Below are 24,897 nucleotides of genomic sequence, written 5' to 3' on the forward strand. Positions count from 1 at the left end.
CCCCGCGCCCCTGGGGCGTTGCAGGGGCGTCGCACCTCGCGTAGCTGCGGGCATTCGTGCCGCCTAGGGCGGCACGGGTGGGCGCAGGCGGCACCCCGTCGCGCCGGGCTGCGCCACGCCCCCGCCCCCACGCCGCGCACCCGCTCAGTCCACCTCAGCCACCGCCTGCGCGAACTGCGCCTTGTACAGCCGCGCATAAGCCCCGTCGGCCGCCAGCAACTCCCCGTGCGCCCCCTGTTCCACGATCGCCCCGTTCTCCATCACCAGAATCGTGTCGGCATCCCGAATCGTCGACAGCCGATGCGCGATGACGAACGACGTACGCCCGTGCGCCAGCTTCGCCATCGCCTTCTGGATCAGCACCTCGGTCCGCGTGTCCACAGAACTCGTCGCCTCGTCCAGCACCAGGATCACCGGATCGGACAGAAACGCCCGCGCGATGGTGATCAGCTGCTTCTCACCCGCGCTGACCCCGGTCCCCTCGTCGTCGATCACGGTGTCGTACCCGTCCGGCAGCGTCCGGACGAACCGGTCCGCGTGCGCAGCCCGCGCCGCCTCCTCGATCTCGCCCCGGGTGACGTCCCTGGACGCCCCGTACGCGATGTTCTCGGCGATGGTCCCGCCGAACAACCAGGTGTCCTGGAGCACCATGCCGATCCCGGCGCGCAGTTCGTCCCGGGACATCCGGACGATGTCGACGCCGTCGAGGGTGATCCGCCCGCCGGAGACCTCGTAGAACCGCATGAGCAGATTGACGAGGGTGGTCTTGCCGGCACCCGTGGGGCCCACGATCGCGACCGTGTGCCCGGGCTCGACCTTCAGCGACAGGTCCTCGATGAGCGGCTTCTCGGGGTCGTACCGGAAGGACACATGCTCCAGCGCCACCCGCCCGCGCAGCTCCTCCGGCCGCTCGCCCGGCATCGGATCGGCCTCCTGCTCCTCGGCGTCGAGGACTTCGAAGATCCGCTCGGACGAGGCGACCCCGGACTGCACGAGGTTCGCCATCGACGCGACCTGCGTGAGCGGCATGGAGAACTGCCGGGAGTACTGGATGAAGGCCTGCACATCACCGATGGACAGCGAGCCGGACGCGACCCGCAGGCCACCGACCACCGCGACCAGCACGTAGTTGATGTTCGACACGAACATCATCAGCGGCTGCATGATCCCGCTGTTGAACTGCGCCTTGAACCCGGCCTCGTACAACGCGTCGTTCTGCTCGGCGAACTGCCGCGCCGACTCGTCCTGCCGCCCGAACACCTTCACCAGCGCGTGCCCGGTGTACATCTCCTCGACGTGCGCGTTGAGCTTCCCGGTGGAGCGCCACTGCTGCACGAAGTGCGGCTGCGACCGCTTCCCGACCCGGGTGGCGACGACGAACGACAGCGGCACGGTCACCAGCGCCACCAGCGCCAGGATCCAGGACACCCAGAACATCATCGCGAGCACACCGATGATGGTGAGCACGGAGTTGATGAGCTGCCCCATCGACTGCTGCAACGTCTGCCCGATGTTGTCGATGTCGTTGGTGGCACGGGACAGCACCTCACCGCGCTGCCGCTTGTCGAAGTACGACAGCGGCAGCCGCGACAGCTTCGTCTGTACGTCCTCCCGCATCCGGTACATCGTCCGGTTCACGGAACGGTTCACCAGCCGCGTCGCCACCAGCATCAGCAGCCCCGCCACCACGAACACGCCCAGCGCGAGCAGCAGTACGGAGCCGACCGCATCGAAGTCGACGCCCTGACCCGGCGTGAAGTCCGTGCTGCGGAGCATGTCGGCGACCGAGCCGTCACCCCGCTCCCGCATGGCATGGAGCACCTGCTCCTTGGTGGACCCGGCCTCGAACTGGCGCCCGACGATGCCCGCGAAGACCAGGTCGGTCGCGTGGCCGAGGATCTTCGGCCCGACCACCGACAGGCCCACGCTCACCACCACGCACAGCAGCAGCGCGCAGATCGTGAGCCGTTCGGGTCTGAACTGGGCGACGAGCCGTTTGCCCGACCCCTTGAAGTCCATCGAGCGGTGCTCGGGCCCCGTCCCGGCCATCATCCGCCCTGCAGGCCCGGCCATCAGGCAGCCTCCGCTTCCGTCAGCTGGGAGAGCACGATCTCCCGATAGGTCTCGTTGTCCGCCATCAGCTCGTGGTGCCGGCCCGTCCCGACCACCCGCCCTTCGTCGAGTACGACGATCCGGTCTGCATCCCGGATGGTCGCCACCCGCTGGGCGACGATCACGACGGTCGCTTCGGCGGTCTCCTGGGCGAGCGCGGCACGCAACGCCGCGTCGGTCGCGTAGTCGAGCGCGGAGAAGGAGTCGTCGAAGAGATAGATCTCCGGCCGCTGGACCAGCGTGCGGGCGATCGCGAGCCGCTGCCGCTGACCACCGGAGACGTTCGTGCCGCCCTGCGCGATCGGCGAGTCGAGCCCGCCTTCGAGCCGCTCCACGAACTCCTTGGCCTGCGCCACCTCCAGCGCGTGCCACAGCTCCTCGTCCGTCGCGTCCGGATTGCCGTACCGCAGATTGGTCGCCACGGTGCCCGCGAAGAGATACGGCTTCTGCGGGACGAGCCCGACCGTCTTCGCCAGCAGCTTCGGTTCGAGGGAGGCCACCGCGACGCCGTCGACGAGCACCTCCCCGTCGGTCGCGTCGAACAGCCGCGGCACCAGCCCCAGCAGCGTGGACTTGCCGCTGCCGGTCGAGCCGATCACGGCGGTCGTCTCACCGGGCTGGGCCACCAGGTCGACGGCCTTCAGCACCGGCTCCTCGGCACCCGGGTAGCGGAACCCGGCCCCGCGCATCTCCAGATGCCCGTGCCGAAGCAGCTTGACCACGGGCGCGGTCGGCGGAACCACCGACGAGGACGTGTCCAGCACCTCCTGGATGCGCTCGGCGCAGACCTCCGCGCGCGGCACCATCATGAACATGAAGGTGGCCATCATCACGGACATCACGATCTGCATCAGATAGGCGAGGAACGCCGTCAGATCGCCGATCTCCATCCCACCGCTGTCGATGCGGTGCGCGCCGAACCACACCACCGCGATCGACGACAGGTTCACCACCGTCATCACCATCGGGAACATCAGCGCCAGCAGCTTGCCGGTGGCCAGGGACATCTCGGTGAGCTCGGCGTTGGCGTGCCGGAAGCGCTGCTGCTCGTACTCGTCGCGGACGAAGGCGCGGATCACCCGGTTGCCGGTGATCTGCTCGCGCAGCACCCGGTTCACGGTGTCCAGCCGTTCCTGCATCGTCCGGAACAGCGGCCGCAGCCGCCGCACGATCAACGTCACGCAGATGCCAAGCACCGGCACCACCGCGACCAGCACCCCGGACAGCGGCACATCGAGCCCGAGCGCCAGCACGATGCCGCCGACGCACATGATCGGCGCCGACACGAGCAGCGTGAAGGTCATCAGCGCCAGCATCTGCACCTGCTGGACGTCATTGGTCGTCCGCGTGATCAGCGTGGGCGCCCCGAAATGACCGACCTCACGGGCGGAGAAGGACTGCACCCGGTCGAAGACGGCACCCCGGACGTCACGCCCGAGCGCCGCCGCCGTACGGGCGCCGTAGTACACGGCACCGATGTTGCAGACGACCTGCACCAGCGAGATGCCGATCATCAGGGCGCCGTAGGAAAGGATGTAGCCGGTGTCTCCGTTCACGACACCGTTGTCGATGATGTCGGCGTTCAGCGTGGGCAGGTAGAGGGTGGCGCAGGTCTGCAGGAACTGCAGCAGCACCAGCACGGCGATGGGTTTTCTGTAGGGCCTGAGATAGGTCCGCAGAAGTCGTATGAGCACGCTACGTCTCTCGGAGTCGGCGGTGGGGGCGGTGGTTGCCCTTGGCCCCTATCGTCGAACACTCCACCCGTGTTACCTCAACCGATTAAGCCGTCAGCAGTGCTTCGTACGGCCTTATGGGTACGGAATGGCTACGGACAGCGCCCGACTCCTACCGGTCTCTTACGTTCCGCAAGGCCGGACTCACATCCGGAACGCCCCGGGATGGGTCTGCTCCCGCACCGACACGAACTGCTGCCGCACCGCCTGTCCCACCGCCAGCTCCTCGCCGGGCTCCAGGATCTGCGCGGCCGGCCCCTGCCAGGCCGGCGGGGTGCGCGGGTCGAGGGTGCCCTGCGACGTACCGAGCGCCCACGCCGCCTGCCGGGCCGCACCGATGGCCCCGTAGTCCGCGGGCTGCGGTACGACGACCTGCGCCCCGAACAGCGCGGGCGCCGCGGCCTGTACGGCGGGCAGTTCGGCGGCGGCCCCGAGCAGGAACACCCGCCGCACCTCCACACCCCGCCCCCGCAGCACGTCCAGCGCGTCCGCCAGCCCGCACAGCATCCCCTCGAACGCCGCCCGCGCCAGATGCTCCGCCTTCATCGACTCCCGCCTGAGCCCCGCGAGCGTCCCCGCGGTGTGCGGGAGACTCGGCGTCCGCTCACCCTCCAAATAGGGGAGGAGTACGAGTCCATGGGCGCCCGGTGTCGACTTCATCGCCAGGTCGGACAGGCTCTCCAGGTCGGGCAGCCCGAGCAGCTCGGCGGTGCCGCGCAGGGTCCGTACGGCGTTCAGAGTGGTGACGACCGGCAAGTGCATGCCGGTCGCGTCGGCCAGCGAGGTGATCATCCCGGTCTGGTCGACGAGCGCCTCGGGGTGCACGGCCATCACCGACCCGGACGCGCCCAGCGACACGACCGCGTCGCCGAGTCCGATCCCGAGCCCGAAGGCGGCGGCCATCGTCTCGCCGGTCCCGGCGGAGATCAGCAGCCCCTCCGGCGTCGTACCGCCCGCGTCCGACGGCCCGATCACCTCGGGCAGCATCGCCTGATGCCCGAGCGCCAGCTCGACGAGATCACCCCGGTAGGCGCCGGTGGCGGCGGACCAGTACCCGGTCCCGGAAGCCCCACCGCGATCCGTGGTCCTGCGCACCGGCCGCCCCAGCAACTGCCACACCAGCCAGTCGTGCGCCTGCATCAGCACAGCGGTTCGTACGGCGTTCTCCGGCTCGGTCTTCGCCAGCCACCGCAGCTTGGTCACGGGCTGAGCGGCCTGCGGCACACACCCCACCGCCTGCGCCCACGCCTCACGCCCGCCGAGCGCGTCGATCAGATCGGCCGCCGCGACCTGCGCCCGCTTGTCACCGCCGACCATCGCAGGCCGCACGGTGTTGCCCTGCGGGTCCAGCGGCACCAGCGCGTTCTGCTGCGCGGACACGCCGATGGCCTGCACGCCTTCGAGGAGACCGCCCCCCGCCGCCTCACCGAGGGACAGCAGCCAGGCCTGCGGATCGACATCGGACGGCCGCGATCCGCCTTCGGCACCTTCGATCGGATGCGGGGCATACCCCTGCCGGAGCACGGCTCCGGTGTCCGCGTCGCAGACGACGATGCGAGTGAAATCGGGCGCACTGTCCAGCCCGGCGACTATCCCCATGACACAAAATTCTGCCGCACGCGCCGCTGTGGTTGGGCCGGGGAGACCGTAGGGGTGCGTGTGGTCTGTTAGGTGCGGGTGCGTTGTGGCTGGTCGCGCAGTTCCCCGCGCCCCTTGGGACGTCGGCGCGCCCGGGATTGAAGAGGCACTGTTACGTGTTGCTCGTGCCCCAGTCGTCCTCTACTACGCCGTTGGTGTTGCGGTCGCGGAGGGCGCGGACCCGTTCGGCTACCGAGTCGGGGACGTGGACCTTCTCGGTGACCGTGTGGTAGGCCTTGCCGGCGAACTGGCGGCCCTGTTGGGCGGCCGATTCGGCGGTGTTGCGGACGGCGGGGTTCTGGGAGATCTGCTGGGCGGACTTCTTCAGCTGCTCGTAGCGCTCGCGCCCGGCCCGCGTGCCCAGCACGTAACCAAGAGCGAGTCCGGCGACGAACGTGAGCCGGTAGCGCATGGTGGCCACCCTTCCTTGACGAGTCCCTGGTGTCGGCGTCGGGCCGGGGGGAACCGATTGGCGGAGCACCCCCCTGCTTGCGCTAATGTATGTGTCGCAGCGAGCGCGCGCCCCCTGGCGAATACCCAGGGAGGTACGTTCGATGCAACGAGGCGATCCTCCGTAGCTCAATTGGCAGAGCAGCCGGCTGTTAACCGGCAGGTTACTGGTTCGAGTCCAGTCGGGGGAGCTTCGATCTTCCGTAGCTCAATTGGCAGAGCAGCCGGCTGTTAACCGGCAGGTTACTGGTTCGAGTCCAGTCGGGAGAGCCCCTGAAGAGGACCCCGTTGGGGTCCTTTTTCATGTCCGGTGGAACCGCCCAGGCCAGGCCTAAGTCCTCATGGGCGTGCGAAGTCGACCATCCGAGGCAGGAGATCGTATGAGCGGCTATGCTGCGGCAGACGGCGCGCACAAATGTGCGCGACACGCCGCTATGGGGCGGTAGCTCAGCCGGTTAGAGCAGCGGACTCATAATCCGTCGGCCGTGGGTTCGAGTCCCACCCGCCCCACCAGTAACGTGCCCTGACCTGCGGAAACGTCTCTTCAGCGCCTCTGAGTCACCTACTCGGTCCCCACGGAGAGAATCCGCTGCTCACAAGTACTGTCTGAGGTGTCACGGCGGGCGTCCGGGCACCCTTGTCAAGGCTCTGACCTGCGGCGATTCGAAACAAGCTTGGCTGCTGGGGGTTACGCGGTGCAGTCCAAAAGCAAGATCCAGGGGACGCGCAGGGGACGCGAGGAAATGGAGCGGGCACGAGGAAGCCGGGCGGCCTGACCGCCGGCGCCGTCGCTGTCCACCTCGCCCCCGCCTGCCGGGCACCGCTCTCCGGCCGCTGTTCGGCTTGAGAGCTGGACAGCGCGGAACGCGGCGAAACCATCGTGATCACCCGCGGGGGCAAACGCCTGGCCGTGCTTGGCCCGGCGCCCAAAGCCACCGGCCGGGCGGTGAAGGATGCTCTCCTGCCCTACGTCGACACCCTCGACGACGCCTTCGAGGGTGATGTGATGGCCGCCCGTGATCTGCTGACCCTGGACGATCCGTGGAACGACTGATCCTGGACACCGGAGTATTGATCGCGGTCGAGCGCCGGAAAGTCCTTCTCGACCATGTGCTCGCGGACGATGACGACCCGGTGATCGCCGCCATCACGGCGGCGGAGTTGCTCCAGGGCGTCGAACTGGCGGACGACACTAACCGGCTTGCCCGCCAGTCATTCGTTGACGCCATCCTCGCCACGATTCCGGTCGAGGAGCACACCGTGGACATAGCGCGGGCTCATGCGCGGCTGCTCGCCCACGTACGCAGGGCCGGCCAGCCCAGGGGAGCCCACGATCTGATCATCGCGGCAACCGCCCTGACCACCGCACGCACAGTGGTCACCTACGACAAGCGAGCGCGCTTCGACGACCTTCCCGGTGTTCGTGTACGTCGGTTGTGACGGGCACGGGCGATTGGCAGTTGGTAAGTGCGCCTGTCTCGGCCGCTGGCTGCCCACGGCGCTCACCTGTGTACTGCTGGCGGGGGCGCTCGAGCCCTCCCAGACCTACGTACCAGGACTGAGGCATGTCGATCGCCATTACCGGAGCGACCGGGCAGCTTGGCCGGCTGGTTGTGGAGGAGTTGCTGCGGCGCGGAGTGGCGTCGCAGGACATCGTCGCCACCGGGCGGAACACCGGCCGGCTGGCAGATCTGGCCGAGCGGGGCGTTCGCGTGCGGCGGGCCGACTTCGCCGATTCCGGGAGTCTCGTCCAGGCCTTCCAAGGGGTGCGGAAGGTGCTGATCGTGTCGACGACGACTGTCGGTGAGCGGTACGACAACCATGTGCGGGCCATCGACGCCGCCAAGGACGCCGATGCCGAGCTCATCGTCTACACGAGCACGCTCAATGCCCGCACCGCCGGCATGATGCTCGCCGACGCTCATGCGAAGACCGAACAGTATCTGCGCGAGAGCGGCGTTCCCTTCCTCGTCCTGCGCAACGGCTGGTACCTGGAGTGCTACGCCTCACAGTTCCCGCTCTACCTGGAGACCGGCGTAGTGCCGGGCAGCGCCGGCGACGGCCGGGTCAGCGCCGCCTCCCGGCGTGACTACGCGGCGGCCGCGGCGGCCGCTCTCGTCGGCGAGGGGCATGCCGGGTCCGTGTACGAACTGGGCGGGGAAAACGCCTTCACGCTTGCCGAGTTGGCCTCCGCGCTGTCCGACGCCTCAGGTAGGCATGTCGTCTACAGTGACCTTCCCGCCGAGCAGTACCGTGCCGCGCTCTCGACGCCAGGCTGCCCGCCGAACTCGCCGAAGTCCTCGCCGACTCCGACCTCGGGCTCAAGCGCGGCGAGTTGTTCACCAACAGCGGGGATCTGCGTCGGTTGATCGGTCGCCCCGCGACCGGTCTCGCCGATGTGCTCACCGGCGCACTCGAATCCTGACCCGGCGTCAGCCCGGGTCCGGCAGGTAGTGCTCCCCGAGCAGGCGGGCCACCAGCTGGCCGCGACTGCGGACACCGACCTTGGAGAAGATCGACTTCAGGTGGTCCTGAACAGTGTTGACGGAGATGTGCAGTTGGGTGGCGATGGCAGTCGACGGCGTTCCGGCGATCACCCGCTGGAGCACCTGCCGCTCGCGTCGGGTCAGCGCGTGAGCGAGCATCAGGACCTCGGCGATGTCGGACGTGGGGGCGGCCTCGATGACGACGGCGGTGCCCTCGTCCGGCGTGAGGGCGCCGTCGACCCGTGAGCCGTGCACCGTCAGCCACCGCCCGGACCGGGTCCGTATCCGGGCGTACGCCTCCGGAATCCGGGGGACGGGCGGGCCGGTCGGGTCGGTGCTGTCTGGGCCGGTGTGGTGCGGGTCTGTTTGGTTCGGTTCGACGCCGCGGTCCTGGGCTCTCGCCGCCACCTGGTGGATGACGTACGGCAGTTCGCCACCGTGCCGGGGCGGGGTGGGCGTCAGCTCGTCCAGCCACCGGCGGGCGGTGTCATTGATGGTCAGGGTCTCGTTGCGCGGCCCGAGGATCAGGACGCCCGGCCCCGACCTGTCGGCCGTGATGCCGACACCGGCGCCCGGGCGGTAGGCCGTTCGTCGCAGTCCCGCGGCCAGTGGTCCGGACACCGCGCTCAGCAGGGCTGCCTCGGCGGACGAGAAGTCGGGCTGGTCGCCGTTGCGGAACAGTGCGATCGCGCCCCAGCACTGCCCGTCGGCGACGCAGGCCGCGCGGACTTCGTGACGGGCGTCGAACGCCGGCAGAACGGTTCGCAGACGGGAACTGGCCTGCCGTTTCTCGTGCGGCGCCCGGCCCAGGATACCTACGCCCGCCCCGGACCTGGCCAGAGTCACGAACTTGTGCACGTCGTCGACCAGGTACTCGTTGTGCGCGGCGAGTGCGTAGACGTGCGGCGGGACGCCGTAGGAGACGTCGTCGGTGATGAGCAGCGTCCACGGGTCGATCGTGCCGAAACAGGCCGCGTCCCAGTACACGAGGCGCGAGAGCCGAGCGGCGACCCGGCCGCGCAGCCGACGCGAATCGGCCTCCTGCGCGCAGATCGTCTCGACATCGCGGACCGCTTCGCGCTGGGCGGTGGACAGCCTCATCCGGCAGCTCCCCTTCCTCGGCACTCCGGCCCGGCGATGCTACCGGGCGGTGAAGATCCCAGAAATTGGGGATACACGCGAGCGCTTTCCCCTCCGTAGCGTTCTCGCGGCCCGCGCCGGGTGCTCCAGGAATTCACGTACTCACGTATTCACGTGGAAGGAACACATCCTCATGACCACCGAAGAAGTGCCGAAGCCCGTGCAGATGCTCCAGTTGCTCGTGGGCTTCCAGATATCGCAGGCGCTGTACGTCGTGGCCAAACAGGGGTTGTCCACCGCCCTCGCGGACGGCCCGCTCACGGTCGAGCAGCTCGCTGCCGCGACGGGCACGAACGCCGATGTGCTCCGGCGTATCGTCCGTGCGCTCGCGCCGCTCGGGGTTTTCCGGACCGATGACGGTCTGGTGGAGGTCACCGATCTCGGCAAGACCCTCGCCGACGGACAGCCCGACTCGGTCCGTGACCTGGCGCTGTTCTGGATGGAGACCCACTACGCACCCTTCGGCGCACTCCTGCACACGGCCGTGACCGGTGAGAACGCCGCGAGCCACTACTACGGTGAGCCGTTCTTCGACTGGATCTCCAGGTTCCCCGCCCAGGTCGAGACGCAGAACCGGGCCATGGCCGGTGTCACCAAGGGCCTGCGGGCCGGGATGTTCGACGGCTACTCGCTGCCGGAGGGAGGTGTCGTCGCCGATGTCGGAGGGGCTGACGGGGCCATGATCTGCCAGTTCCTGGCCGGTGAGCCGGACCGGCGGGGTATCGTATTCGACCGGCCCGAGGTGGTGCCCGCGGCGCGGAAGGTGCTGGCCGAACACGGGCTCGCGGACAGGGTGGACGTCGTCGCCGGGGACTTCTTCGAGTCCGTGCCCGAGGCGGACGTATACGTGCTTTCGTACATCCTCCACGACTGGGACGACGAGTCCTGTCTGCGGATCCTGCGGATGGTCAGGGCGGCGGCCGGTCGTGGTGCCCGCGTCGTGCTCGTCGAGTCCGTGATCCCGCCCGGCGACGCTCCGCACCCCGCCAAGTTCGTCGACCTGACCATGCTGGCCATGCTGACCGGACGGGAGCGCACCGCCGAGGAGTACGAGGCGCTGCTGGACGCGGCCGGATTCACCCTGGACCGAATCGTCGCCACCCCCACGCCGTTCTCGTTCATCGAGGCGACCCTGCGCTGAATCCCGGTCCACCCCTTTTCACACGCATTTCCCTGGGGCTGTGTCTGCCCGACGTGTTCGTCGAACACGTCGGGCAGACACAGCCCTTTTTTGCCGTTCACGGTCCCCGCAACAACTGTCCGTCCCGCAGCAACTTTTGATGACCGCCGAGCATCACTGCTGGCTAGGTTTGACCGCGTTCACGCAAGGAGCGTTCGAGAAAGGACACGGGCATGCCCCGTGGTAAAGGAAGGGAATTCCCGTATGGTGCCGCTTGATTCACCGGTGTTCTCCCGCCGCAGGGCGCTCACCTCGCTGGCCGGTGCCGCCGTGGCCGGCGCCGCGCTTGCCGCGGGCGCGCGTCCGGCCCTGGCCGCGGACGAGGAGGGCCTGGCCCTGCCGGAGGAGCGTGCCGGCGGCCTGCCGCTGGTCATCCACAACAACAGCGGTGAGTTCGCCAACCGCAACGTCCACCTGTACATAGTCGGCAGCCGGGGCGACCGTCAGGTCCGGGTCACAGCCCGCGGCACGGTCGAGCCGGTCAAGGTCTCCGACAACAAGGACAACGGCTTCACCGACTACGCCATCCCGCTCGACGCCCGCGGCACCACACGGATCCGGCTGCCGCACATGTCCGGCCGGATCTATGTCTCCCTGGGCGGCAAGCTCAAGCTGAAGGCCGTCCGGGACGGGGCCGGGCGGCCCGCGCTCCAGCACCCGGCGGGCTGGGTGGAGTCCGACCCCAACTTCCCCGTGCTGCACGACTTCGTGGAGTTCACCCACAACGCGTCCGGCATGTTCTGCAACACCACCATGGTCGACATGTTCAGCGTGCCGCTGATGATCCGGCTGTCCGGGAACCGGGACCAGACCACCGGCAGGATGCGGCAGGGCGGCCGGGCCCGGATCTTCCGCGCCATGGAGAACACCCCCGGCTTCGGCAGGCTGGTCGTCGGCGAACGGCGGGTCATCGCGCCGAGTCACGGACTCGACGCGGGCCGGTTCGGCAAGCACTACTTCGACCCGTACATCGACAAGGTCTGGCAGGCCTACCGGCAGCAGCCGCTCCATGTCCGCACCGTCGCGGGCGCGTTCACCGGCCGGGTCGACAACGGCAGGCTCACCTTCCACGGCCCGGCGACAGTCTCCTTCGCCAAGCCCTCCACCCGCGACGTGCTGTTCTGCGACGGCGCGCTCGCCGCCCCGAACGACGGGGTCACCGGTCCCGTAGCCGCGATCCTGGGCGCCGGCTTCAACCGCTCCACGCTGCTCAGCCATCCGAAGCAGCCCACCACCCGCGCGGCGGCCTTCTACAAGCCGGAGATCACCAACCACTACGCGCGGGCCATCCACGCCCAGATGGGCAACGGCAAGGCGTATGGCTTCGCCTTCGACGACGTCGCCGAGTGGGCGTCGTACATCCAGGACACCCAGCCGAAGGCCATGCACCTGACGCTGACGCCGTTCTGACGGGCCGGTACGGCCGCTCTCCTCTTCCGATCTCTTCCGATCCTCCGACGAAAGGCGATCAGTCATGCCCGTTTCCCGTCGTACGCAGTCGGTCCTTGCCGTGACCATGGCGGCGGCCGTTCTCGGAGTCGCCCAGGCGTCGCCCGCCTCCGCCGTCCCCATCGGCAAGATCCGTCAGGGCAAGGCGACTTACTACAACGACGTCGGCACCGGCGCCTGCGGAAAGCCGCTCGACGCCTCGACCCAGATGCTCGTGGCGGTCTCACCGAAGTACTGGAAGGCCGCCAACCCCAACAACGACCCGCTGTGCAAGGTCAAGGTCCGGCTGACCTTCCGCGGCAAGACCATCACCGTCCCGGTCAGGGACAAGTGCATGGAATGCGGTCCCAAGCACATCGACCTCAGCCAGCCGGCATTCGCGAAGCTGGCCGATCCCTCCAAGGGCGTCATTCACAAGGTCAAGTGGAAGTTCGTCCGTTGACCAGCCCGTTCCTTCGTAATCAAGGAGTTTCCACCATGCCGAAGATGCGTACCGCTCATGCCCTTCTGACCGCCGTGCTGCTGGCGACGACCGGGGCCGGCCTCACCGCGGCGACCGCTTCCGCCGCGCCCGCCGAAGTTGCCGCGCCCGCCGCCCAGAGTGACTTCGTCGTCAGCAAGGCGGAGTACAACCGGATGTTCCCCAACCACAAGCCCTTCTACAACTACGAAGCCCTGGTCAAGGCGATGAAGAAGTACCCGGCCTTCGCGGACAAGGGCAACGCCAAGACCAAGAAGCGTGAGGCGGCGGCCTTCCTCGCCAACGTCCACCACGAGACCGGCGGCGGGCGCTACATCGTCGAGCAGAACCAGGCCAACTGGCCGTCGTACTGCGACACCACGCAGCCGTACGGCTGCCCGGCGGGGCAGTCCGCGTACCACGGTCGCGGGCCGATCCAGCTCAGCTGGAACTTCAACTACAAGGCCGCCGGTGACGCGCTCGGCATCGACCTGCTCCACAAGCCGGGGCTGGTGCAGAAGAACCCCGTCGTGGCGTGGAAGACGGGCCTGTGGTTCTGGATGACCCAGTCCGGCGCGGGCACCATGACCCCGCACAACGCCATGGTCAAGGGCAAGGGCTTCGGCCAGACGATCCGCAGCATCAACGGCGCCATCGAGTGCAACGGCGGCAACCCGGCCCAGGTGCAGAGCCGGGTGGACACGTACAAGAAGTTCACCAAGATCCTCGACGTCAAGCCGGGCAAGAACCTCAGCTGCTGAGCCGGTGCCGGACGCCCGTGAACTCCCGGGCGTCCGGCACCCCAATGCCACACCCCTGCCGTAGCACCGCCCCCCACCCTCTTCGGAGCCGAATCCATGAGACGTACCGCGCTGCTCGTCAGCGTCCTCAGCCTCGCCGCCCTGGGTGCCACCGTCGGGCCGGCGCAGGCGGGGCCCGCACCCGCCGGCAGCGAGACCCGCGCCACCGCCTTCTCCGACCAGGAGCAGGACACCGCCCTGAAGTTCTGGACCGACGCCCGGCTGAACGCCGCCAAGGAGGTGGCCGCGCCCGCCGCCTCGGAGGCACCGGCCGTCACCTCGTCCGTCACCGATGACCGCGGGCCTCGGCTGTCCGTCCCGCCGGTGGTCTTCCCGGACGCGGAGACCACCACGTCCGCCGCCGACGAGGCGCCGGTGTCCACGCTCGCTTCCAAGCCGAAGGCCTGGAAGCGGGGCGGGCTGATTAGCAGGACCGCGGGCAAGGTGTTCTTCGAGAACGCCGCCGGCGGTCTGTTCTCCTGCTCGGCGACCGTCGCCAACAGCGAGAACAAGTCGGTCGTCCTCACCGCCGGGCACTGTGTGGTAGACGCCCGCACCGGCGAGGTCTTCCGCAAGTGGATCTTCATCCCGGGCTACCACAAGGGCGAGCGCCCACACGGCACCTTCACCGCCAAGGAGCTCTTCCACCTGAAGTCGTACGTGTCCAGCCAGGGCAATGCCAACTGGGATGTCGCCTTCGCCACCCTGCGCAAGCGTGACGGCCGTCCGTTGGCCAGGGTCGTGGGTGGTGCGCAGGGCATCAAGTTCAATGGCCCGAAGGGGCGTTACGTCCATTCCTTCGGCTACGGCGGTTCGCGCGCCGAGGGCAACGGCGAGCGGCTGAACCACTGCCAGGGCAAGGAACACCGCGACCTCGGGCGCCCCGGCTCCACCATGTGGGGCATCGACTGCGTGCAGACCGGCGGATCCAGCGGCGGTGCCTTCCTCGCCGAGTTCAAGGCCGACAAGGGTGTCGGCGTGCTGGTCGGCAACATCGCCGTCGGCACGGACGTCAGCGAGTACCACCCGCCTCTCGGCGACCGCGCCCGCAAGCTCTACAAGGCCGCGAGCAGGGCCTGATCCCTGCCTGATCCCCGCCCGGGGGTGGCGTTCCCCTCGCTTCCCTGCCTCTGGGCTCCCCTGAACACCGGGCGCCGTCACGGGTTTTCGTGCCGGCGCCCGGTGTTCGCCTTTTGCCTGCCGGATCAATGGGCCGCCGATCCGGAATAAATCCCGGATAAATTCCCGGAATAAATCCCCCAGCACTTACGGGTGTTGACCGGCCCGGAATCCGGCTGCCACGCTTTCCATATGATTCGTACTCGTCAATTGCTGGCCCTGATAGTCGGCGGAGCGGCACTGGCTCTGGCGGCCCCGAGCGCAATGGGCGGGACAATGAACAGTCCCGCCGTCACCACACAGCCAATCGCGGCCGAGGCCGCGGCGGATAAGCCGAACATTGTCTACGTCCTCACCGACGACATGTCCTCGAACCTCCTGCCGTACATGCCGGAGGTTCGGAAACTTCAGTCGCAGGGCATGACGTTCAGCGACTTCGTGGTCAGCAACTCGCTCTGCTGCCCGTCCCGCGCGTCCATCTTCACCGGCCGGTACCCGCACAACACCGGAGTCCTCAGCAACGAGGGGCCGAACGGTGGGTTCGGCGCCTTCCACCGCGGCGGAGAGGAGCGGGACACCTTCGCCACGGCCCTTCAGGCCAAGGGCTACCGCACCGCCATGATGGGCAAGTACCTGAACGGCTACAGCCCGGGCGACACCGTCGCGGGCCAGAAGCCCTACGTACCGCCGGGCTGGAACCAGTGGGATGTCGTCGGCGGCGGCTACGAGGGCTACAACTACAAGCTCGCCCACAACCACCAGATCGAGTCGCACGGCGACAGGCCCAAGGACTATCTGACCGACGTGTTGAGCAAGAAGGGCACGGCGTTCGTCAGGAAGTCCGCGGCGGCGAACAAGCCGTTCATGCTGGAGATCGCGCTCTTCACGCCGCACGGCCCCTCTACGCCGGCGCCCCGCCACGAAAACGCCTTCCCCGGCCTCGAGGCGCCCCGCAGCCCCGCGTTCGACAAACTGCCGACCAACGCCCCGCCGTGGCTGGACCGGCAGGACCGGCTGACCCAGCGCGAGAAGAACACGATCGACCGGAAGTTCCGCAAGCGCGCCCAGGCACTCCAGGCGGTCGACGAGATGATCGGGAAGCTGCGCAACGCCTTGACCAGGGCCGGCGTCGCCGACAACACCTACATCGTCTTCGGCTCCGACAACGGCTTCCACTTGGGCGAGTACCGCCTCAAGGCGGGCAAGCAGACCGCCTTCGACACCGACGTCCGGGTGCCGCTGGTGATCGCCGGACCCGGTGTCGCGGCCGGCAGGACGAGCAACGCCCAGGTGTCCAACATCGACCTCGCGCCCACCTTCCAGCGGATCGGCGGCGCCCCGGTGTCGTCCCGGGTGGACGGGCACAGCCTGCTTCCGCTCCTGGACGGCGGCTCTGACGCCAACTGGCGTACGACCAACCTGATCGAGCACCGCCGCGCCCCCAAGTCGCCGGGCGACCCCGACAACAACGGCCGGGAGAGCATCAGCCCGCCGAACTACCACGCCCTGCGCACCAACTCCTACACCTACGTCGAGTACGGCAGCGGAGCGAAGGAGTACTACGACCTCCGTAACGACCCCTACCAACTGCACAACACGGTGGGGCAGCTCGGCGGAGCCCGACTGGACAACCTGCACGACGCGCTGACCCGACTCAAGAACTGCCGCGGTGACGGCTGTTGGAGCGCCGGGAACCCGTAGATCCTTTTCCCCCAGACGCCCCCGCCGCGTAGTGTTGGCGGGGGCCGTCCGCATGCACTGGACGGGCCGGGCCGGGGTCGTCGGAGTGCGGGTGACGGGTGCTGATGGTCGACGGAGGATTCGTCCTGCGTACGGATGCCGGTGAGCGGACGACCGGTGGCGGCCGGTGAAGCTCTCCACCCGGCTCGCGCTCACCGTCGGCGGCGGCGTACCCGTGCTGATCGTGGCCTGCGGATGGCTCCTGCTGAGCCTGATCACCGGTGACCTTCGCCAGCAGCAGGACGCCCAACTGCAGGCCCGTGCCACCGTCGTGGCCAAGAACACCAAGAACTACCTGGACGCGGCCCGGACCGGCCAGCCGGTCCTCGAGGAGGTCCGCCGACAGCGGCTCATCAAGTCCACCAGCGGCATGGGCGTACGGCTCACCGAACCCACGGGCACACTTCGAGCCGGTCCCCAACTTCCGCCCGCGGAGCTGCCGTACAGCGCGCCGAAACCGCTGAAGGTGACCGTCCAAGGCCGGGACTGGCTGGTCCTGTCGCTGCCCGTCGCGATCGACCGGGAGCGGGACCGGCCCAACCTCTGGCTGTTCGCACCGGACAGGGTCGAGGAGGAGCTGGCGCTGGTGCGCCAACGCGTGTACGCCGGGGCCGCGCTGGCCCTGCCGGTGGCGGGAGCGGCGGCCTGGGCCATCGCGACCCGGGCGGTGTTGCCGCTGCGCCGGCTGCAACGGCGTACCAGCGGACTCGACCCGCGCACCAGCTCCGCCCGGCTGGAGCACCGCCCCACCCGCATCGCCGAGGTCGACGACCTCGCGCTCACCTTGCAAACCGTGCTCAGCCGCTACGACGAGCAGGTGGCACGTACTGGGGAGGCGTTGGCCACGGCCCGGTCGTTCGCGGCGGCGGCCTCCCACGAGCTGCGTTCGCCACTGACGAGCATGCGCGCCAACCTGGATGTCCTGGCAGGGCCGTTCGAGCTCGACCCGGCGGAACGGGCGGAGGTGCTGGCCGAGTTGGTGGCCGAGCAGGAGAGGCTGGTCGGTCTGCTCACGATGCTGCGGACTCTGGCGCAGGGCGATCTGGTCGAGGCGGAGGCGTTCGCGCCGCTGGACCTGGGGGAGTTGGTGCACTCCTGCGTCGCCGGACTGCGCCGCGCCCACCCCGAGACCGAGGTGTCCGTGCGGGCGGCGTCGGGACTGATCGTGCATGGCTGGGTGGAGGGCCTGCGCTCGGCGGTGGACAACCTGCTGACCAACGCCCGCGTGCACGGCAGGGTCGGCGAACGTGCCGCCACCATCGCGGTGGCCCTGCGGCTGTCCGACCGGCCGGGCGAGCGGATCGCGGTACTCACCGTGGACGACGACGGTCCCGGCGTCCCGCCCGAACGGCGGGAGAAGATCTTCACCCGGTTCTGGCACGGTCCGGACAGCCCCGGCTCCGGGCTGGGCCTCACCCTTGTCGCCCAGCAGGTCGCCCTCCACCAGGGGGAGGTCTCGATCTCGGACCGCCCGGACGGGCAGCGCGGCACACGCTTCGAAGTGCGGCTGCCGCTGACCAGTGTGCGGGAGTTCGAGCACACACTGCCGTTGCTGCGCCGCGACTGGCTGAGCGGTGCGGCGGAGGCGTCCGGAATAAATCCCGCCCGAGGCTGATTCCTGCTGGCTCGAATTCCTGTGCTGAATTAATCCCGCCCGGCGTCGATTATTCCTGCTGGGATTCCTTGAGAACGACACCTCCTCCTTGTCATGGTTCCGGAGAGAGCTGCCGGACCGAGAAAGAGAGGAACGCCGACGTTGAACGGAACCACCGCGGTGGCCCACACGATGTGGCGTGCGCTGCACGTGTGGAAGCGGACGCTAGGCAAGGGCGTGCACACGCTTCCGGTGCCGCCGTCGACGGGAATCGGACTGAGTGTGCACGTCAGCGGTATCCTCGCCGTCCACGGGGGCCGCGGGGACACGCGGGAGACGATCCTGCTGCCGGAGGACGTCTGCGTCACCCCCGCGGAACCGAACCGGCCGCTGGTCGTGTCCCCGAGAGGGAACAGGCCCGCCGTGATCGCGTCCCTGGCAATTCCCGAGGCCATGGTGCGCCGGCTCCTCGGAGAGGAATTCCGGATGGAGGAGCGCCAGTCCCCGCACCCCTGTCCGGCGGTCACTTCCGACCCGGTGCTCGCCGAAATGGTGAAGGCGGTGGTGGCCGCCGGCGAACTCGGTGCCGACGACGTGTACGCGGACTCGGCGGCGCGTTTCATCCTCGCCCACCTTCGTAATCCGTGGTCGCGCGCCGCAGCCCCGAAGGAGCCGGCGGGCGGTCTCACCCCGCAGCAACTGGAGACCGTCACCTCGTACATGAGAGCCAACTTCGCGCTCCCCATCACGCTGGACGATCTCGCCGCCCTGGTCTCCTTCAGCCGCTTCCACTTCCTGCGCTGCTTCAAGAACGCCACGGGTGCCACGCCCTACCGGTATCTCACCGAGCTGAGGATCGCGTCGGCGCGGACGCATCTGGAGAACGGCACCGAGACCATCGCGGCCATAGGCCAGCGCTGCGGCTTCTCGGGCTCCGAGCACTTCTCCCGGAGCTTCCGCCGGGTCATGGGCTGCACACCGTCGCAGTACCGCGCGATGCGGTCCGAGTCGCCCGCGGCCAGGCGCTCTCCGGCATAGAGTGCCCGTCGCTCCAGAGAGTTCCTCCCCCTGGATACGCTTACCGCGGCAGCGGGACGTGCACGCGACGAGGGCATGACGGGTGAGGGCATGACCGGGTGAGGGCATGACGAAGGAATCGCGCACCGAGTGGGACCCGTACGCCGGCGGCTGTCCGTCCCGCGACGTCCTGCACCGCATCGGCGACAAGTGGACCGTGCTCGTCCTCGGGGAGCTGGCGGAATCCGGAGCCAAGCGCTACATCGCTCTGCGCAGGAAGCTGGAAGGCGTGAGCGAGAAGATGCTCACGCGGACATTCCGCGCGCTGCAGCGGGACGGTCTGGTCCGCCGGACCATCCACCCGGAGATCCCACCCCGCGTCGAGTACGAGATCACCGAACTGGGCGCCACTCTGCGCGAGCCGCTGGTGGCGTTGAAGAACTGGTCGATCAGTCATATGAGTGACGTCATGGAGGCGCGGGCGGCCTACGACAGCCGCGGCGCTACGGGGTCCGGCCGGTCCGCGGGCTGAGTGGCGACTGGCTTCGGACCAACGGGCAACGCCTTGAGAGGAGCGACGCATGGCCGGCAGGGCCGGACGAGTTCTCGTGGCCGACGACGACGTGAGCACGCGGCGTTCGCTGGAACGCGGACTCCGGCTGGGGGGCTTCGAGGTGACGCTGGCCGGTGACGGCCGCTCCGCGATGGAGTCGATGAACAGACTCCGTCCGGACATCGTTGTCCTCGATGTCTGCATGCCTGACCTGAGCGGCATCGACGTGTGCCGGACACTGCGCGAGAACGGGGACGATGTGCCCGTGCTCATGCTCTCCGGACTGGACGAAGTGGCCGACAGGATCGCCGGGTTGCAGGCCGGCGGCGACGACTACCTGGTCAAGCCCTTCGCGCTCCAGGAACTGACGCTGCGTCTGCACGCCCTCCTGCGCCGCCGCCCTCCCACCGCGACGGACCGGGTCCAGGTCGGCGGCCTGGTCGTGGAACCGTCCACCCGCCAGGCATGGCTGGACGGACAGCTTCTGCACCTGACGCCCCGCGAGTTCCACCTTCTGGAGATGCTGGCCCGGAACGCGGGCCTGGTCCTGACCCGCGGCCAGCTGCTCGAACACGTCTGGGGCTACGACGCCCGCGTCCGTACGGACGCCGTGGACACGTTCGTCAGCTATCTGAGGCGCAAGACGGAGACAGACGGGCGTCCCCGCATCCTGCACACCGTGCGCGGTGTCGGATTCGTTCTGCGCGTGGACAACGGCCCGGCCTGAACGGCCCCGGTCACAAAGATTCCACAAGAACGGTCCCTACTTTCCTTCTTGCGACAGGCGGGGGTCTGCCGCAAGAAGGGGGGGCAGAAGTGCCGAACGCAACACGCAACACCACATGGGCACGGGGACAGTACAGCGACCAGATGCTGCGCCTGCTGCGCCAGTTCGGCCCGCTGACACGGAGCGAGCTGGGGGAGCTGTCCGGACTGTCGCGCACCACGCTGTACGAGGTCGTCAGCAGGCTCGTGGACAGTGGCCAGGTGATCGCCGCGGTGCCGGACAGCACTCCGCGCAGGCGGGGGCGCCCGGCGGAGAAGCTGGTTCTGAACCCGGAGGCCGGCCGAGTGCTCGGGATCGACTTCGGGCGGCGGACGGTTCGCGTGGTGGCGGTGGTGGGGGACCGCGAGGACTTGCGGCGTGACCACTTGGAGCGCCGTGACCTGGCGCACCACTCCCTGGGGCACGACGCCATCAGTACGGCGTGTGAAGCGCATTCCCCCACGGCCCCGTGGCCGTACCGCATCGCCATCGCACGTCGACTCGCCGGCACCCTGACCGGTGGACCACTGCGACTCGACGCCCTGAACGGTGTGGGAGTCGCGGTGACGGGCCCGGCAACCGACTCGCCCGCCGCGCTCGACCAGCGCGCGATGGCGGTGATGATGGGCCGGAGCTTCGGCACCCGGGTGCGGTTCGACCACGCCGCGCGGCTCGCGGCCCTGGCCGAGACGGTCTGGGGCGCGGCCCAGGGACAGCGAGACGTGCTCTACCTGGAACTCTCGGACCCTGTCGGTGGGGCGCTGGTGAGCGGTGGCGTGCTGCACCGTGGCGCGCACGGCCGGTCCGGGGAGTTCGGGCACATCACCGCAGAGCCCGGAGGCGCGCAGTGCCCCTGCGGTGGCCAGGGGTGTCTGCAGACCGTCGCGTCGACCACGGCCATGCTGAACGCGTACCGACCCGGGGCGGACTTAACGGACCTGGTGGCCGCGTTGGGTTCCGGAGATCCGGCCGCCCACGCGGTGCTACGGCGGGCAGGCACCCATGTGGGAAGGGTGCTGGCCGGTCTGGTCAACGCGCTCGAACCTGGCATGGTCGTCGTGGGCGGTGAACTCGTCACCGCCGGTCCGACCCTGATGGAGTCGGTGCGGCGCGAATTGCTGGCAAACGTCGTGCGGTGCGGCTCGCGGCCGTCGTTGCTCGTCCGGCCCGCGGAGTTGGGCGACCACGCCGCCGCCCTCGGGGCCGCGTCACTCCTGCGGCAGCCCGGCAGGGCTCCTTCGCATTCCGTCGGAAAGGGCCTTGGTGCGGCGGTCAGGATGTCGGGCGGCCTGCGCGCGAATTAAAGGCCGGCAGAACCGGATTAAATTGACCGCATTCCATCTGGAATGGAAAGCTCAAATGAGTCGAATCGGCGCTCGGCTCGCGCCATTTGGGCTGCTCATCACCCGAAATTCCGACCAGATGGGAACGGAAAGAATGCGCATACCCAGGTACCTCGCCATGGTATTGACGGTCACCGCGGCCACCACCGCGTTGTCGGCCACCTCCGCCGCCTCGGCATCGGCGACACCGTCCGCCGAATCATTGCGAGCCGGCGTGCTCAAGCTGACGAACGCCGAACGGGTCAAGGCCGGTTGCCCCAAGCTGAAGAAGAACCCCGCGCTCGCCAAGGCCGCCCAGCGGCACTCCGCAGACATGGCCAGGCACAACTTCGTCGGCCATGACGGCTCCAACGGCAGCACGATGGTGACCAGGGCCAGGGCGGCGGGCTACACGGGCTTCAGTGCGCTGGCGGAGAACGTCGCCGCGGGTGACAAGAGCGCCGCTGCGGTCGTCAAGGGCTGGATGAGGTCCCCGGGGCATCGGGCCAACATTCTCAACTGCTCGCTCAAGCACCTGGGCGTCGGCTACGTGAAGAAGCCCGGTACCGCGCACGGGACCTACTGGACGCAGGACTTCGGCGCCAAGTTCTGACACGGGAGCGTGAAAGCCATGCGGAAGCTGCGCCTACTCGTGGTGCTGCTGGCCGTCCTGACCATGCTCACCTCCACCGGGAGCAGTCAGGCCGACGCGAGCGCATCCGCCGTCGCGGTGAAGAAGAAGGGCATCAGCGCCTGGAAATTCAACGGGGTGACCGGGGCGATGGCCGACGCGAAGGTCGGCTGGTTCTACACCTGGGCCTCGGACAAGCAGAAGATCAAGCCCCCGCCGGGCGTCGAGTTCGTGCCCATGATCTGGGGCCGCGACTTCGTGACCGACGCTCATCTCAAACGGGCCAGGGCACAGGGCAAGAACCTCCTCGGATTCAATGAACCCGACCGGGCGGACCAGGCGAAGATGTCCGTGCAGGAGGCGCTCGATCTGTGGCCCCGGCTGCAGTCGACCGGAATGCGCCTCGGAGCACCCGCGGTGGCCACCGGCGGTGACCTGGCCGGCGGCTGGCTCGACCGCTTCATGAAAGGCGCCGCGGCCCGCGGATACCGTGTCGACTTCATTCCCCTGCACTGGTACGGCTCGGACTTCAACGCCCAAGCCTCGACCGGCCACTTGAAGAACTACCTCCGTGCCGTGCACCAGCGCTACAAGAAGCCCATCTGGCTGACCGAATACGCGCTGATCGACTTCTCCACCGGTACGCCGAAGTATCCAACCAAGGCGCGGCAGGCCGCCTTCGTGAAGAAATCGACCGCCATGCTGGAAAAACTACCGTACGTCAAGCGGTACGCGTGGTTCACGCTTTCCACGCAGCGCGGCCATGGCACCGGCCTCTACAACGGTGCGAATGCTAACCGCGTGGGTGCCGCCTACCGCGCTGCGCGGTAACGAGCTTCCCCTCTTCTCTTCGATCCCCTCTTCCCTTTTTAGGAAAGGACGCGAAATGCGCAATCGTCAGCCCAAGGGGCGTGTCCTGGCGGTATTGACCGCCACTGCCTCTCTCGCCGTGATGGCGGGCGCCGGCTCATCCGCCTACGCCGACTCGGAGGCGGCGGCGCAGATCCCCTGCGCCAAGTACCTCCAGAAGAAGCACACTTATCGAACGGACCCCGCGGGCCCCTCCTTGCAGACCTACAGGACGGACAAGCTGGGCAGGCCGGCCAACGCCGGTATCCGGGTCGGGGGTGTCGATCGGGACCCGAAGCCCAGTGCGTGCGAGACCACCGTGGGTGAGTGGGGCGGTCCCGGGCACGTCGGCGCGCGGCTGATTCCGGCCGGCGTCAGAGGTGCGGGCCACCGCGCCAACGTCGTCCCGGTCACCAAGTCGGCCGACAGGATCCTGAAGTCCGTGGAGCGCAAGACCCTGCAGTGCAACACGAGCTACAAGATCGTCAACCTCGGGGTCGCCGCGTACTACAAGAAGAACGACAACGGAGTTGTTCCGTCCAGGTTCAGCCTCGTACTCGAGGTGAAGAACCGCAACATCGAATTCGGCAGGAACGTGTTCCTGCCGTTCGACAACAAGGAGTACACCAAGGCCGGCGAGCGAAAGCTGGTGGACTCCTTCGCGGACCAGGTGAAGGCGATGGGCTGCTAGTGTCCTGCGCCAGAGATCCGTCGGCAGAGGCGGGCGAGGGAGTCGAGGATCTCTTCGGCGGTCTTGGTCCAGATGAACGGTTTAGGGTCTTCGTTCCAGTCCTTGACCCAGGCGCGGATGTCGGCCTCGAGGGCTTGGATGTTCTTGTGTGCGCCGCGGCGGATCATCTGGTGCGCGAGGTAGCCGAACCACCGCTCGACCTGGTTGATCCAGGAGGAGCCGGTCGGGGTGAAGTGCAGCTCGAAGCGCGGGTGTCTCGCCAGCCAGGCCTTGATCGCTGGAGTCTTGTGGGTGCCGTAGTTGTCCACGATCAGGTGGACCTGCAGCTGTGCGGGCACCTCCTTGTCGATCCGGATCAGGAACTTCTTGAACTCCGCAGCCCGGTGCCGACGGTGCAGGGCGGTGATGACTTCACCGGTGGCGACGTCGAAGGCAGCGAAGAGGGTGGTCAGCCCGTTGCGCACGTAGTCATGGGTGCGCCGCTCGGGCATGCCCGGCATTATCGGCAGCACCGGCTGGGACCGGTCCAGGGCCTGGATCTGCGACTTCTCGTCCACCGAGAGCACCACCGCCCCCTCGGGCGGGTTGAAGTACAGGCCCACGACGTCGTAGACCTTCTCCACGAACAACGGGTCGGTCGACAACTTGAAGGTGTCCGCCAGATGCGGCTTGAGCTGGAACTGCCGCCAGATCCGGCCGACCGTGGACTTCGACAGGCCGCTGTGTTGCGCCATCGATTTCCGCGACCAGTGGGTGGCGTTCTTGGGCAGTTGTTCCAGCGTGGTGACCACGACGGCTTCCACCTGATCGACGCTGATGGTGGGCGGCCGGCCCGGTCGGGGCTCGTCGACCAGTCCGTCCAGCCGCTGGGTGAGGAAGCGCCGCCGCCACTTGCGGACCGTGTCCGCGGCCACCCGCAACTCGCGGGCGACCGCGACAATCGGCGGTACTTCCGGCCCCGCGCACGCCAGCACGATCCGCGCTCGCAGGGCCAGGGCCTGGGCCGATGTTGCCCGACGCGTCCACCGCTCCAACACCGCCCGCTCGTCATCAGACAGCAGCAACGGCTGCAGCTTCGGGCCCCGACGAGGAACTGACGCACCAGCAGTAGAAGTCACACACCAACTAACGATCAACTACTGGCGCAGGACACTAGCACGGCGGCCG

At 68.4% G+C, this 24,897-nt stretch carries 22 protein-coding genes and 3 tRNA genes; 19 read left to right on the forward strand and 6 right to left on the reverse strand.

The window, feature by feature from the left end; translation table 11 throughout:
* Positions 1–144 precede the first annotated feature (144 nt).
* The 4 genes from OG828_RS33530 to OG828_RS33545 all read right to left on the reverse strand — a co-directional run bounded on the left by OG828_RS33530 (position 145) and on the right by OG828_RS33545 (position 5,895).
* Complete coding sequence (locus OG828_RS33530) at positions 145–2,073, reverse strand: ABC transporter ATP-binding protein (RefSeq protein ID WP_328503260.1); 1,929 nt, start codon at positions 2,071–2,073, stop codon at positions 145–147.
* On the reverse strand, positions 2,073–3,806 hold the full coding sequence (locus OG828_RS33535) for an ABC transporter ATP-binding protein (protein ID WP_328503261.1): 1,734 nt from the start codon (positions 3,804–3,806) through the stop codon (positions 2,073–2,075). Before OG828_RS33535 ends, OG828_RS33530 begins: the two co-directional genes overlap by 1 nt.
* Positions 3,807–3,989: 183 nt before the next feature.
* Positions 3,990–5,444 (reverse strand): FGGY family carbohydrate kinase, encoded by a 1,455-nt coding sequence (locus OG828_RS33540; RefSeq protein ID WP_328364895.1) that lies wholly within the window; start codon positions 5,442–5,444, stop codon positions 3,990–3,992.
* 151 nt (positions 5,445–5,595) lie between these two features.
* Positions 5,596–5,895 (reverse strand): YtxH domain-containing protein, encoded by a 300-nt coding sequence (locus OG828_RS33545; RefSeq protein WP_328503262.1) that lies wholly within the window; start codon positions 5,893–5,895, stop codon positions 5,596–5,598.
* A gap of 156 nt (positions 5,896–6,051) precedes the next feature.
* Here OG828_RS33545 and OG828_RS33550 point away from each other — a divergent pair.
* From OG828_RS33550 to OG828_RS33570, 5 genes are all read left to right on the forward strand, one after another.
* Positions 6,052–6,124: transfer RNA gene (locus OG828_RS33550), tRNA-Asn, on the forward strand.
* Between the two features lie 6 nt (positions 6,125–6,130).
* A tRNA-Asn gene (locus OG828_RS33555) sits at positions 6,131–6,203 on the forward strand.
* A gap of 166 nt (positions 6,204–6,369) precedes the next feature.
* A tRNA-Ile gene (locus OG828_RS33560) sits at positions 6,370–6,446 on the forward strand.
* 528 nt (positions 6,447–6,974) lie between these two features.
* Entirely contained in the window at positions 6,975–7,373 is a 399-nt protein-coding gene (locus OG828_RS33565; RefSeq protein ID WP_328364932.1) for a PIN domain-containing protein, read from the forward strand.
* Between the two features lie 125 nt (positions 7,374–7,498).
* Complete coding sequence (locus tag OG828_RS33570; RefSeq protein ID WP_328503263.1) at positions 7,499–8,302, forward strand: NmrA family NAD(P)-binding protein; 804 nt, start codon at positions 7,499–7,501, stop codon at positions 8,300–8,302.
* 63 nt (positions 8,303–8,365) lie between these two features.
* Here the strand turns inward: OG828_RS33570 and OG828_RS33575 are convergent, their stop codons facing one another.
* Positions 8,366–9,520, reverse strand: a complete 1,155-nt coding sequence (locus tag OG828_RS33575) for a LuxR C-terminal-related transcriptional regulator (RefSeq protein ID WP_328503264.1) — start codon at positions 9,518–9,520, stop codon at positions 8,366–8,368.
* A 172-nt stretch (positions 9,521–9,692) separates the two neighbouring features.
* Between OG828_RS33575 and OG828_RS33580 the strand changes: the two genes are divergently transcribed.
* The 14 genes from OG828_RS33580 to OG828_RS33645 all read left to right on the forward strand — a co-directional run bounded on the left by OG828_RS33580 (position 9,693) and on the right by OG828_RS33645 (position 23,730).
* Positions 9,693–10,700 carry a methyltransferase gene (locus OG828_RS33580; RefSeq protein WP_328503265.1) on the forward strand — a complete coding sequence of 336 codons (1,008 nt, stop codon included), beginning with the start codon at positions 9,693–9,695 and terminating at the stop codon, positions 10,698–10,700.
* Between the two features lie 243 nt (positions 10,701–10,943).
* On the forward strand, positions 10,944–12,149 hold the full coding sequence (locus OG828_RS33585) for a beta-1,3-glucanase family protein (protein ID WP_328440794.1): 1,206 nt from the start codon (positions 10,944–10,946) through the stop codon (positions 12,147–12,149).
* A gap of 64 nt (positions 12,150–12,213) precedes the next feature.
* A complete protein-coding gene (locus tag OG828_RS33590; RefSeq protein WP_328503266.1) occupies positions 12,214–12,630 on the forward strand; it encodes a cysteine/serine endopeptidase inhibitor in 417 nt (138 codons plus the stop codon).
* A 44-nt stretch (positions 12,631–12,674) separates the two neighbouring features.
* Complete coding sequence (locus OG828_RS33595) at positions 12,675–13,409, forward strand: chitinase (protein ID WP_443060300.1); 735 nt, start codon at positions 12,675–12,677, stop codon at positions 13,407–13,409.
* A 96-nt stretch (positions 13,410–13,505) separates the two neighbouring features.
* Complete coding sequence (locus OG828_RS33600; protein ID WP_328503267.1) at positions 13,506–14,528, forward strand: trypsin-like serine peptidase; 1,023 nt, start codon at positions 13,506–13,508, stop codon at positions 14,526–14,528.
* 315 nt (positions 14,529–14,843) lie between these two features.
* Entirely contained in the window at positions 14,844–16,268 is a 1,425-nt protein-coding gene (locus OG828_RS33605) for a sulfatase family protein (RefSeq protein ID WP_328364959.1), read from the forward strand.
* A 166-nt stretch (positions 16,269–16,434) separates the two neighbouring features.
* The gene (locus OG828_RS33610; RefSeq protein WP_328503268.1) at positions 16,435–17,922 is read left to right on the forward strand and encodes a sensor histidine kinase; all 1,488 of its coding nucleotides are present in this window, start codon (positions 16,435–16,437) and stop codon (positions 17,920–17,922) included.
* A 141-nt stretch (positions 17,923–18,063) separates the two neighbouring features.
* Positions 18,064–18,939, forward strand: coding sequence for an AraC family transcriptional regulator (locus tag OG828_RS33615; protein ID WP_328503269.1), 876 nt, complete (start codon positions 18,064–18,066; stop codon positions 18,937–18,939).
* A 106-nt stretch (positions 18,940–19,045) separates the two neighbouring features.
* Positions 19,046–19,450: a winged helix-turn-helix transcriptional regulator gene (locus tag OG828_RS33620; protein ID WP_328503270.1), complete on the forward strand. Its 405-nt coding sequence runs from the start codon at positions 19,046–19,048 to the stop codon at positions 19,448–19,450.
* A 49-nt stretch (positions 19,451–19,499) separates the two neighbouring features.
* Positions 19,500–20,198 carry a response regulator transcription factor gene (locus OG828_RS33625; RefSeq protein ID WP_328364971.1) on the forward strand — a complete coding sequence of 233 codons (699 nt, stop codon included), beginning with the start codon at positions 19,500–19,502 and terminating at the stop codon, positions 20,196–20,198.
* A gap of 89 nt (positions 20,199–20,287) precedes the next feature.
* Entirely contained in the window at positions 20,288–21,541 is a 1,254-nt protein-coding gene (locus tag OG828_RS33630) for an ROK family transcriptional regulator (protein ID WP_328503271.1), read from the forward strand.
* A gap of 133 nt (positions 21,542–21,674) precedes the next feature.
* Positions 21,675–22,172, forward strand: a complete 498-nt coding sequence (locus OG828_RS33635) for a CAP domain-containing protein (RefSeq protein ID WP_328503272.1) — start codon at positions 21,675–21,677, stop codon at positions 22,170–22,172.
* Between the two features lie 39 nt (positions 22,173–22,211).
* Complete coding sequence (locus tag OG828_RS33640) at positions 22,212–23,021, forward strand: glycoside hydrolase family protein (protein WP_328440801.1); 810 nt, start codon at positions 22,212–22,214, stop codon at positions 23,019–23,021.
* 55 nt (positions 23,022–23,076) lie between these two features.
* Positions 23,077–23,730, forward strand: coding sequence for a hypothetical protein (locus OG828_RS33645; protein WP_328503273.1), 654 nt, complete (start codon positions 23,077–23,079; stop codon positions 23,728–23,730).
* Here OG828_RS33645 and OG828_RS33650 read toward each other — a convergent pair.
* Positions 23,727–24,848, reverse strand: a complete 1,122-nt coding sequence (locus OG828_RS33650; protein WP_328499797.1) for an IS630 family transposase — start codon at positions 24,846–24,848, stop codon at positions 23,727–23,729. The genes OG828_RS33645 and OG828_RS33650 overlap by 4 nt on opposite strands.
* Positions 24,849–24,897 lie beyond the last annotated feature (49 nt).

Origin of the sequence: Streptomyces sp. NBC_00457, from assembly GCF_036014015.1 — a bacterium.
Lineage (GTDB): Bacteria > Actinomycetota > Actinomycetes > Streptomycetales > Streptomycetaceae > Streptomyces.

Excerpts from the sequence above, each read along its gene's own strand:
- OG828_RS33620 (WP_328503270.1), top strand. The coding sequence starts at position 19,046 with ATGACGAAGGAATCGCGCACCGAGTGGGACCCGTACGCCGGCGGCTGT.
- OG828_RS33540 (WP_328364895.1), bottom strand. The coding sequence starts at position 5,444 with ATGGGGATAGTCGCCGGGCTGGACAGTGCGCCCGATTTCACTCGCATC.
- OG828_RS33635 (WP_328503272.1), top strand. The coding sequence starts at position 21,675 with ATGCGCATACCCAGGTACCTCGCCATGGTATTGACGGTCACCGCGGCC.
- OG828_RS33580 (WP_328503265.1), top strand. The coding sequence starts at position 9,693 with ATGACCACCGAAGAAGTGCCGAAGCCCGTGCAGATGCTCCAGTTGCTC.
- OG828_RS33595 (WP_443060300.1), top strand. The coding sequence starts at position 12,675 with ATGCGTACCGCTCATGCCCTTCTGACCGCCGTGCTGCTGGCGACGACC.
- OG828_RS33585 (WP_328440794.1), top strand. The coding sequence starts at position 10,944 with ATGGTGCCGCTTGATTCACCGGTGTTCTCCCGCCGCAGGGCGCTCACC.
- OG828_RS33575 (WP_328503264.1), bottom strand. The coding sequence starts at position 9,520 with ATGAGGCTGTCCACCGCCCAGCGCGAAGCGGTCCGCGATGTCGAGACG.
- OG828_RS33605 (WP_328364959.1), top strand. The coding sequence starts at position 14,844 with ATGAACAGTCCCGCCGTCACCACACAGCCAATCGCGGCCGAGGCCGCG.
- OG828_RS33570 (WP_328503263.1), top strand. The coding sequence starts at position 7,499 with ATGTCGATCGCCATTACCGGAGCGACCGGGCAGCTTGGCCGGCTGGTT.
- OG828_RS33545 (WP_328503262.1), bottom strand. The coding sequence starts at position 5,895 with ATGCGCTACCGGCTCACGTTCGTCGCCGGACTCGCTCTTGGTTACGTG.
- OG828_RS33625 (WP_328364971.1), top strand. The coding sequence starts at position 19,500 with ATGGCCGGCAGGGCCGGACGAGTTCTCGTGGCCGACGACGACGTGAGC.
- OG828_RS33600 (WP_328503267.1), top strand. The coding sequence starts at position 13,506 with ATGAGACGTACCGCGCTGCTCGTCAGCGTCCTCAGCCTCGCCGCCCTG.
- OG828_RS33645 (WP_328503273.1), top strand. The coding sequence starts at position 23,077 with ATGCGCAATCGTCAGCCCAAGGGGCGTGTCCTGGCGGTATTGACCGCC.
- OG828_RS33530 (WP_328503260.1), bottom strand. The coding sequence starts at position 2,073 with ATGGCCGGGCCTGCAGGGCGGATGATGGCCGGGACGGGGCCCGAGCAC.
- OG828_RS33590 (WP_328503266.1), top strand. The coding sequence starts at position 12,214 with ATGCCCGTTTCCCGTCGTACGCAGTCGGTCCTTGCCGTGACCATGGCG.